4 protein-coding genes are annotated in these 10,035 nt (G+C 67.7%); all 4 read left to right on the top strand.

Annotated elements, in window-relative coordinates; all coding sequences use genetic code 11:
• The coding region (locus HY726_15660) for a carboxypeptidase regulatory-like domain-containing protein (GenBank protein MBI4610433.1) at positions 1-6,440 on the top strand (6,440 nt) is incomplete at its 5' end.
• Between the two features lie 11 nt (positions 6,441-6,451).
• Positions 6,452-7,474: a PxKF domain-containing protein gene (locus HY726_15655; protein ID MBI4610432.1), complete on the top strand. Its 1,023-nt coding sequence runs from the start codon at positions 6,452-6,454 to the stop codon at positions 7,472-7,474.
• Between the two features lie 47 nt (positions 7,475-7,521).
• Positions 7,522-8,022: a hypothetical protein gene (locus HY726_15650; GenBank protein ID MBI4610431.1), complete on the top strand. Its 501-nt coding sequence runs from the start codon at positions 7,522-7,524 to the stop codon at positions 8,020-8,022.
• Between the two features lie 99 nt (positions 8,023-8,121).
• On the top strand, positions 8,122-10,029 hold the full coding sequence (locus HY726_15645; protein MBI4610430.1) for a gamma-glutamyltransferase family protein: 1,908 nt from the start codon (positions 8,122-8,124) through the stop codon (positions 10,027-10,029).
• Positions 10,030-10,035: the final 6 nt, after the last annotated feature.

Here is a 10,035-nt window from a genome sequence, read left to right as displayed (position 1 = left end):
TCACCATCCAGGCGACTGACATCGGGTCAGGCGTCTGCATCACCGGCTGCCCCTTCGGGATCAGCACCGTGGTCTTCCGCCATCTCGGGACCGGCCAGCTCCGCCAGGGCATCTTCACCCTGGTCAGCGGCACCCTGAACAACGGCACCTTCCAGGCCCAGGTCGACTTCCCCCAGCTCAGCGCCTCGGGCACCTGGGAGGCCGAGCTCCGCCTCTTCGACCCCCTCGGCAACGTCGTCAACTTCTTCCGCGCTGACCTTACGGCCCGCGGCTTCCCGGCCACCTTGCTGAATGGCTCCGGGGGCATCACCGGCACCGTCACGCGGGCGGACACGGGCGCGCCGATCGAGGGCGCGATCATCGATCTTTTCGACGGGACGACCAACGCCTTCCTCATCGGCGGCTTCACAACTAACGCCAGCGGCTTCTACTCCACCGGCCGCGTCCTGCCTCCGGGCATCATCTACAAGGTCAGGGCGCGAGTTAACCCGCCGCTCTCCTTCGTGCATACCTTCTTCACCACCAAGTTCCCCATCGGCATCGATTTCTTCACGGCCACCGGCGTGGACGTGACGGCGAACGCTGACACCCAGAATGTCAATATCGCCATGCAACCCGGCGGGATCATCACGGGAACCATCCGTGACGGGCTCTCGGGCAACGCGATCGGCGGCGCCACTGTGTTCATCATCCGCGTGGCGGCGAGCAGCTTCTTCGCCATCACTACCGTTAAGACCGGCCCAGACGGCACCTTCACCTTCCGCAACCTCCGTGACGGCGACTGGCTGGTGCGGGCGAGCGCGCCGGGCCACATCACAGCCTGGTTCAGCGGTGACCCGAACAACCTCGCGACCGACTTTGTCACGGCGACCCCGATCCGCATCAAGAACGGGCAGCCGTTTGTGATCACCGGGAGCCCGCTGACCGAGACGCTCCTCACTAGCGCTGACATGAACCTGGCCGCTGGCGGCGCGGTCATCCAGGGCCGGATCACCCGGAGCGACACGGGTGGCCCCGTGCCGACCGGGACCGTGGTAGAGCTCCGGGGCCCGACCTTCTTCACCCGGGGCTTCCTTACGCTGACCATAACCGACAGCAACGGCATGTACAGCTTTTCAGGAGTGGGGCCCGGGCAGTGGATCATCGAGGCCCTGGGCAACCAACGGGATGGCGGGACCGCCATAGGCTGGTACCCGACAGGCTCGACCTCACGCAGCACGGCGATTCCGGTAACGATCACGGGCTCCGAGACCGTGACCGCCGACTTCACGGTCCCTGGCTTCAGCCCGGGGACGAGCCCGCGGATAATCAGCGGCTTTGTCCGAGACTCGAGCGGAAATCCGCTCAGTGACGCCCACATCTTCGCCTTTGACCCGGCACATCTGGGGGTGGTGCGCGTCGTGCGCGTCAACGGCGACGGGAGCTACAAGCTCGACGGGTTGCGGCCGGGGAAGTACGTGCTCAGGGCGGACACCGAGACGACCTATGTGAGCACCGCCTCGGGCTGCGAGCCGGTGGGTGCGACCTTCCGCTGCCAGCACGTCCTGAGCGCCGGCACAATCGTGGACGCGACAGCGGCAAACCAGGAGAATATCAATCTCTTCCTGGCCGCTACCGCGGGCACCCTGACCGGGACGGTCACCACCAGCACGGGCCAGCCGATCATGGGCGCCACGGTCAGCGTCCGGAACTTCTTCGACAACGGGGTCGGCAGCGGGGCCACCACGCGCCACGACGGTTCCTTCCTGGTCCGCGGCCTCCCGCCGGCGGTGCCGGGCGTGCCCGGGTCCGGCCAGCACAAGGTGCGGGTGGTCGCCCCCGGCTTCGTGACACGTCACTACACGGCGACGGCCACCCCCTCCGGCGGCTTTCTGTTCAACGACGCCTCGTTCGTCGAGGTGCAGAGCGGGCTCGAGACTTCGGGCATTAACGTCGCGCTCAATCCTGCTCCCGGCACTATCATCGGGACGGTCCGGCGACAGCCAGTGCCGCCGGCTACCATCGGCGCGCCGCTCGTCGGCGCCCTCGTCCAGGTGCGCGAGGCCACGACCGGCTCGACAGTGCTGACCGTCGTGACGGACGCCAATGGGATGTTCATGGCGCCCACCCTGGCCGAGGGGATCTACAAGCTCCGGATCTTCCCCCTCACCGGCGGCTTCGCTGGGCAGTGGTTTAACGGTCAGCTGACACTGCAAGCGGGGGATACAGTTGCCGTCACCGCACCTAACACGACCACGATCAGCGACGTGGTCGTCTCGGACGCCCACGGGTCAATTTCCGGTCGGGTGTTCCGGAGCGACGGGGTGATCGGGCTCGCCGATGCCGGCGTGGTCATCTTCGACGCCGCCACCGGTGGCTTCGTGTGGGGTGGCGGGGTGACCGATACGAGCGGCAACCACAGAGTCCACGGGCTTGCGCCGACCTCCGGCAGCTACGTCGCCCAGGCGCGTGCCCTCGGCTTCGCGCGAAAGTTCTTCGCGGAGGTGCCGAACCGGGATGCGGCCACCAAGCTCACAGTCGTGAATGGCGCGGACACTCCGGGGACGAACTTCAATCTCACCCTTACCAGCGACATCACGGGGACGATCAGCTACGCGGGCGCGCAAACCGGCGCGCTCCGAATCGGCCTCTTCGCCGACGCCGCCCTGACGCAGCGGCTGTACGGGCTCACGATCCCGTCGCCTGTCTTCCCGCAGGCGTATGGCTTCGCGAGCCCGCCGCCCGATACCCAAGGGATCATCCCGGGGACATACTTCATCGGGGCTTTCATCGACAGCAATGGCAACGGCGTCCGGGATCCGAGCGAAGCTGCCGGCCAGCTCGGGGGAGCCACGGCCACGGCAGTCCTCGTGGGGGAGAACGAGACGCGAAGTGGCCAGGATTTCACCCTCGTTGAGGGCGCGGCCCCAGGGGCTCCCGATCTCGTCGGTCTCATCACGGGTCCGAACGCCGCGTGCCCAGGGCAGGTCATTGGGGGGGATATTAAGCTCACGGTCAGAAACCTGGGTCAGACTTCGGCGGGCCAGTTCTCTGTCGGCGTCTATATCTCGGCCGATGCAACCATCACCGCCTCCGACGTCTTGCTGGTCGGGGGCCGGGAGACGGTCTCGTCCCTTGGCGCCAATGGGACTTTGTCAGTGCCGCTGGTTTCCAGTGCCAGCATTCCGGGTTTGACGCCAACGGGCTCCATGTTCCTGGGGCTGCTGGTCGATGAATCCAACAGTGTCGCGGAGACCGACGAGGGCAACAACTTTGCGGCCATTCCGATCACCATCGGGAACTGCACAGGGAATACCCCGACGCTCGGATCGCTGTCGGTGAGCAGGCTCGGCCAGGGGGCGCAGAACGAGACGGTGGTCCTCACCGGCGTGAACTTCAAAGCCGGAGCCACGGTGGACTTCGGCGCCGGCATCACGGTACGGAGCGTGACCGTGGACAGCTCCACGCAGATCACGGCCAGCGTGGATGTAGCCGCGGCTGCCGCTCCCGGGCTCCGGGCCGTGACCGTGACCAACCCGGCGACGTCGCCTGCCGAAAGCTCGACCTTGACCGACGCGCTCGAAGTGAAAGCTGCCCCGACGATCACCTGCACGGACCGCATCGCGGCCGGCTCCTGCGGGACCCTCCCGATCGTGGGGCCGCTCTTCCGCGGCGTGAGCCTCCAGCCGGTGAACATCCTGGGGACCGGCTTCCAGGAGCATAGCACTCGGTCGTTGACCGTGAGCTTCGGCTCCCCGGACTCGGGGGTCACCGTGCAGGAGGTGCGCGTGTTCCCAGGCACGGCCATCCTCGCGCATGTGAGCGTGGACCAGAGCGTGGTCGGGCCGCTCCCGGTGACCGTGCTCAACCCCGACGGGGGCCTCGGCACCGGCGGCTTCGTAGACGTGATCGACGCGCCGGCGGTGGGGGTGGACGTGGGCCTGGCCAAGAGCTCGACCAGCACCACGGAGACGGTCCCCCCGCCCCCACCGCCCTCGATCTCGGGGATCGTCTGTGACGTGACGAACGCGGCGGAGGGGCCGCGCGGGTGCCGGGTGACCATCTCCGGGTCAGGCTTCGGGTCTGCGCCCAGGGTCACGTTCTCGGGCCCTGTGCTCGTCACGACCTTCATCTCCAGCTCCGACACCCAGATCGTGACGAACATGCCCGACGCGGCCACGGACGGCCTGTTCACGGTGAGCAACACGACGACCGGCCTGGCGAGCAGCGGGTTCAACTTCGACATCACCAGCCCCCGCGGCGCCAACGCCTTCTTCTTCCCGGCGAACACGACGATCGCCGAGAACCCCTTCGCCGGCGCCACCGGAACCCTCAAGATCACCGGGACCAACTTCCTCTCCGGCGCGACGGTGGACTTCTTGCAGCCCGGGACGACCGTGGCCGACTCCCGGATTGCCGTGACGGGCGCCCTGACGGTCTCGGCTGAGGAGATCAGCATCCCGGTCAGCATCGACGGCGCGGCGGTGACTGGCCCAGGCGACGTCAGGGTGACGAACCCCAACAACCGGGGCACCGATACGCTCCCGAACGCGTACGAGGTCCGGCCCCGCCCCGTGGTCCAGTTCAGGTTCCTGGACCCCGACACTCTCGCGGACGTCACCTCGACCTTCGTGTCGAGCGTCCAGCAAGTGGAGCTGACGCTGAACACGTCCGGCCAGTGCACCGCCAAGACCATCACCCCAACCCCGGTCATCCTCGAGGCCCAGTTCACGCCCGCCCCGACCTCGGCCATGACGGCGACGGCGACGGCGAGCCCGTCCAACTTCCCGGGGACGGCGACCAACGAGGACTGCGAGGTGGACAACGCCACGGGCACGCTCCTCACCGTGCCGCGGAACGACTACAGCGTGGCCGCGGTGGATGCGACGGCGGCCGCGGGTGGCGCCGATATGACCCGTACGACGCTCGCGAACGTGGCCGAGACCTCCCCGGCGTCAGGGGTCTACCGGATCAAGCTCCACTCCTGGGACTGGCTCGGCCACGTGACAATCCAGGTGACGCGCGCGGACGGGGCGACCGGCAGCGCCCGGTTCCCCCTGGACACGGACGGCGACCTCCTGCCTGACGCGCTCGAGACAAACGACACGCTCCACGCCCCCGTGGTGCTGAACCGCTTCAGCCGGGACCAGGATGGCAACGGGACCCGGGACGACGCTGACAAGTTCCGCCGAGACGGGCTGACCCACTTCGAAAAGCTCAGGGCCGTCTACCTGAAAGGCCCGGCGCCCGGGCAGACGGGCTTCATGACCGACCTCAACGGGAACCACGTCGCCGAACGGCTCGGGGTCGGGATGCGCCACCTGTTCGTCCGGGCGCGCGGGTTCCCCAAGGATCCGGTCATGGCGAGCGGTCAGTGCGGCCTGGCGGTGGACGACACGAAAGACCCCGCCACCTGGGCGCCGGTGACTGACTCAGCGCCGTGCCCCCGCTTCGAGGTGGGGCCGGCCTTCCAGAACGCGGGCGTGAAGGTTCATGATGTCACGACCGCCTTCGACGGGTTCACCACGGCCGCCCCCCTGACGCCGACGCGCCAGTTCCCCCGCCAGTCGTTCATGACGCCGGCCAACCCGACGCTCGACATGGCCACCGCCGTGCTCGATGCCATCAACTGCCACACGAGCGGCACCAACTGCGAGAAGACCTGGAAGGACACGGGGCTACGCAACATGAAGCCCGCCACGCTTGGCTTCAGCACGTTCGGGAGTGCCGACGCCTACGCCGTCAAGACGCGGGTCTACCTGCGGGCGCTAAAGGCGTATATCAATGACAAGACGTATCGTCATCCCGATAACGATCCAAAGCGCGCCGTGCACTTTGACGACGGCACAGCTCCCCACGGGACGCCAATGCTCGCGCGGGTCGACATCGTCGCTGACGCCAACGACAACGGCGTGAAGGACGGCGGGGAGCCGATTGACAAAACGACGGACCTGCTCCTCGGCGATCACTACGTCGCGAGCAGGTACGACCTGGATCTGAGCGCCATCGACACGACGAAAGACGGCTGCCCCGAGCTGCCGCTCGTGAGCGACCCGCAGGCGATCGCCCGGTGCTTCCCGACGACGGCCGAGGTCAGCGCGGGCGCGACGACGATCCCGGTTGCCAGCACGGCCGGCTTCCCGACCTCGGGGACGGCGCTCCTCAACGGGCGGGACAGCTTCACCTATACTGGCCTCACCGCCACGAGCTTCACGGGGGTCCAGGGCGTGGACGCGACCTGGCCGGCGGACACGAAGGTGATCCTGAAGGACTCCCCGCAGGCGACGTTGGACCAGATCGGCGTGGTCGTCGTGACGCACGAGCTGGGCCACGCTGTCGGCGCCAGGCACACCCTGGACACCTCGGACATCATGTTCGACGGGCTCTGGGACTGGCTCGACCGGAACTTCTCGGCGACGTCGGGCGGCCAGGTCCAGATCCACAACAAGAAGCTCCAGTGAGGACGGTCACCATGCGCACCCCAGGCCCCGCCCCTCGGTCCCTGGCGGCCCTCCTCCTCGCCGGCTGCCTGCTGGCGTTCCCCGAGGGCGCGCTGGCCCAGGCAGGAACCCCCCCGCCGCTCCGCGCGCGGCTCTTCTTCCAGACGGCCCCGCCGGATGCGACGTTCGCCCCGACCGACCCCATCCCGCTGGTCCTTCAGCTCGACAACCTGAGCGGCGGGTCCCTGACGACCACGGCCGGCTTCTCCGATGCCCCCCACTACCGTCGCCTCTTCTTCGAGCGGCCGTTCGCCGGAGGCTTCGTCACCAACACCACCGAGGTCCACGTCGAGACCACGACCAGCTTCTGTTTCGTGAGGGGCGGTGTGCTCCAGACCCCGACGGCGCTCCGCGTGCGCCGCGCCGAGGTGCTCGCTGCCAGGTTCTTCCGCGAGTACCGCTTCGACGCCCGCGCGTTCTACGACCTCCCGCCCGGACGCTATCAGGTAGTCGCCCAGATCCCGTTCGACACGTACTCCGTGTCCGCCAACGCGGTGATCACCAACTGCAACGATTTCCCGGGGCAGACCCTGCTGAACCTCGCGGCCTCGATCGACCAGGGCCGGCAGGCCTTCACCATCGTCTCGAACCGGCTGGATTTCACCGTCTCCTCCGCCAGGTTCGTGGGGTTTGGCACGCCCCTGGTCAACGACAGCGTCTGCGGGGCGACCCTCACCACCCCGGTCACCCCCTGCCGGACGTTCCGGTTCCGCAGCACGGTACCGGTGAAGTTCCAGCTCTTCGACGCCAACAACGTGGCGATCGGCACCACCGTCGCGACCATCAGGGTCACCCAAGTCGGCGGTGCCACGGTCGGCGACACGATCGACCTCGGCACCGGGGCGACGGACACCGGCAACACGTTCCGGTTCGATCCGGTCAGCAACCAGTACATCTTCAACCTGGACACCAAGGTGCTGGGCGCCGGGGTCTGGCGCATCGACGCGCGCCTGGACGACGGCGCCGTCCACTCGGTCCACATCGGCCTGCGCTGACGCCGCGGCTCGGCCGGGCGTCAGCCAGAGCCTGAAAGGAGGGGCAGATGAAACGAGTCGCAACGCTTCTCACGATCGTCGCGCTGGCACCGCTGCTCATGGGGGCAGGCGGCGAGCTCGGGACTCCCGTTCCGTCCAACTTTGTGTCCGTTGAGGCGTTCGGCTTTCGTGTCACGCTGGACACGCACGAGCCCGCCGACAGTACCACCGCCAAGGTGGGCTTCATCTCGATCCGGGATAAGCACGGGCGCACGGCCGACTCGACGTTCCTGTCCACCGGCCCGTACTTCCTCGGGTGCCGGACCGACTTGACCGTGTCACGCTTCGTCCAGACGTCGAGCGGGAGCCGTATCCGTCTCCAGGCGTGGATGGACTCCGATCTCGTGACCGCTCTTTTTGCTCAGTTGGGGACTCAGGTGGACAACGCGAATCGCATCCCCGCCATCAGCCAGCTAACGATCAACGTCTGCATGAACCAGCCGTTGGGGACGACCGCCGGCTGGCTCCTGATGGAAGGGACGATCGAGATCTTCGCCGCGCCGAAATAGGCTGGAGGATCAGCGCGCCAAAGTTCCAAAAGATACGGGACGGGGAGCCCGGACGGCGTGTCACGCCCGCGGGCTGACTCGTCTTTCTGGCGGGCTTCGGTGAGTAACGCGAGCGGCGTCTGTCCCACCGTGAGGATCGTCACTCTCACAATCACGCTGGTGGCAGCCCTTGTGTTGAGCCACCAACCGGTCCAGCCTCAGGGGGTCCGGGGCTCAGGGACCTACCGCCCTGAGGTCGTCGGCCGGGTCGGTGCAGTCGCGGCGGGGCGCCACTTCGCCGCTGAAGCGGGCATGCGGATGCTGGCGCGCGGCGGCAACGCGGTCGATGCCGGCGTCGCCGCGACCTTCGCCGCTGGAGTCACGGAGATCTCGCACTTCGGCATGGGCGGCGAAGTGCCGATCATCCTTTACCTCGCCGACCGGAGGGATGTCCTGGTCATCAGCGGGCAGGGTCATGCACCCGCAGCAGCCTCCGCCGATCTCTTCCGACGTCAAGGCGGGATCCCGAGTAATGGCCCATCTGCGGGGACGGTCCCAGCGGTCATCGACGCTCTGGCTATCGCCCTCGCTGAATTCGGCACTCTCTCCCTCGCCGAGGTGCTGGCCCCGGCGATCGCCCTGGCCGAGGAGGGGTTCCCCTGGTACGAGTTCCTGACGCGTTACCTGGAGCCACAGCTTGAGCGGATGCACCGCTTCCCCAGCGGCGCTCGCGTCTATCTCCAGGGGCCGGGCGGGACAATCCCTGCCCTAGGCAGTATCTTTCGCCAGCCTGATCTGGCCCGTACACTCCGGGCGCTCGTCGAGGAGGAGCAGCACCATCTGAGCCAGGGAAGGAGGGCGGCCATCTACGCCGCGCGCGATCGCTTCTACGGGGGCGACGTCGGGCAGCGGATCGCCAAAGCCGTCCAGGAAGCCGGTGGTCTTCTCACCCACGCCGATCTCGCCATGTACCGTGGGCGGGTCGAGCGCCCAACGCGCATCACCTTCCGGACCCGCCACGGCACATTTGAGGTGTTCAAGACCGGCTTCTGGGGACAGGGGCCGGTCCTTCTGCAGGCGCTTGCGCTCCTTCAGAGTTTCGACCTCGAGCGGATGGGACACAACTCCACCGAGTACATCCACACCGTCACCGAGGCGCTCAAGCTCGCGCTGGCTGACCGGGACGCCTTCTACGGCGATCCGGAATTCGCGAAGGTGCCAGCGAGCGGGCTCCTATCGGAAACGTACGCCGCCGAGCGTCGCAAGCTTATTGATCCATTGGCCGCGAACAACCTCCAGCGCCCGGGAGACCCGTGGAAGTTCGAGCCGCGCTCTGAGAGGAAACGGCCTGAGGTGGGCAGGGACCCGCGTGCCGGCGGACGAGAACGAACCCGTGCCGCCCTAAGCCCCCCACGCGACCCTGGCGTCCGACTCGCCTCTCCGGACACGACCACGGTAAACACCGCCGATGCGAAGGGGAACCTCTTCTCCGCGTCCCCCTCGTCAGCCTGGTTCTTCGGCGGCGTGTTCATCGCGGGGGACACGGGCGTGCCGCTCGGCAACCGGATGCAGGCCTTCGTCCTGGAGGAGGGCCATCCCAACATCGTTCACGGGGGGAAGCGTCCGCGGACGACGCTGACACCGACCATCGTGCTTCGAGACGGAAAACCCTACCTCGCCCTCAGCAGTCCCGGCGGCGACAGCCAGGACCAGCAGGCACTTCAGGTCTTCCTGAACATGGCCGTCTTCAACATGTCTCCCCAGGCGGCCATCGAGGCGCCGCGGTTCAACTCCTTCCACCACCGGCGGAGCTTCGGCGACCACCGGTTCATGGGGGGCGGGCTCGAACTCGAGGATCGCATCCCGCCAGGCGTGGTGGAGGCGCTCCGACGGCTCGGGCACCGGGTGAGCGTCGTGGGTCCCTTCATGATGGACACGGGCACTACGCTCGTGGGGGTAGAGCCGAAGCACGGTACGCTCTTCGGGGCCGCCGACCTGCGGCGCCAGCGGTTCGTGGTGGGTTGGTGAGCCCCC

Source organism: Candidatus Rokuibacteriota bacterium, assembly GCA_016209385.1.
In the GTDB taxonomy this organism is placed as follows: domain Bacteria; phylum Methylomirabilota; class Methylomirabilia; order Rokubacteriales; family CSP1-6; genus JACQWB01.
The sequence above is the reverse complement of the archived record's forward strand: the minus strand, read 5'-3'. Positions and strand labels throughout refer to the sequence as shown.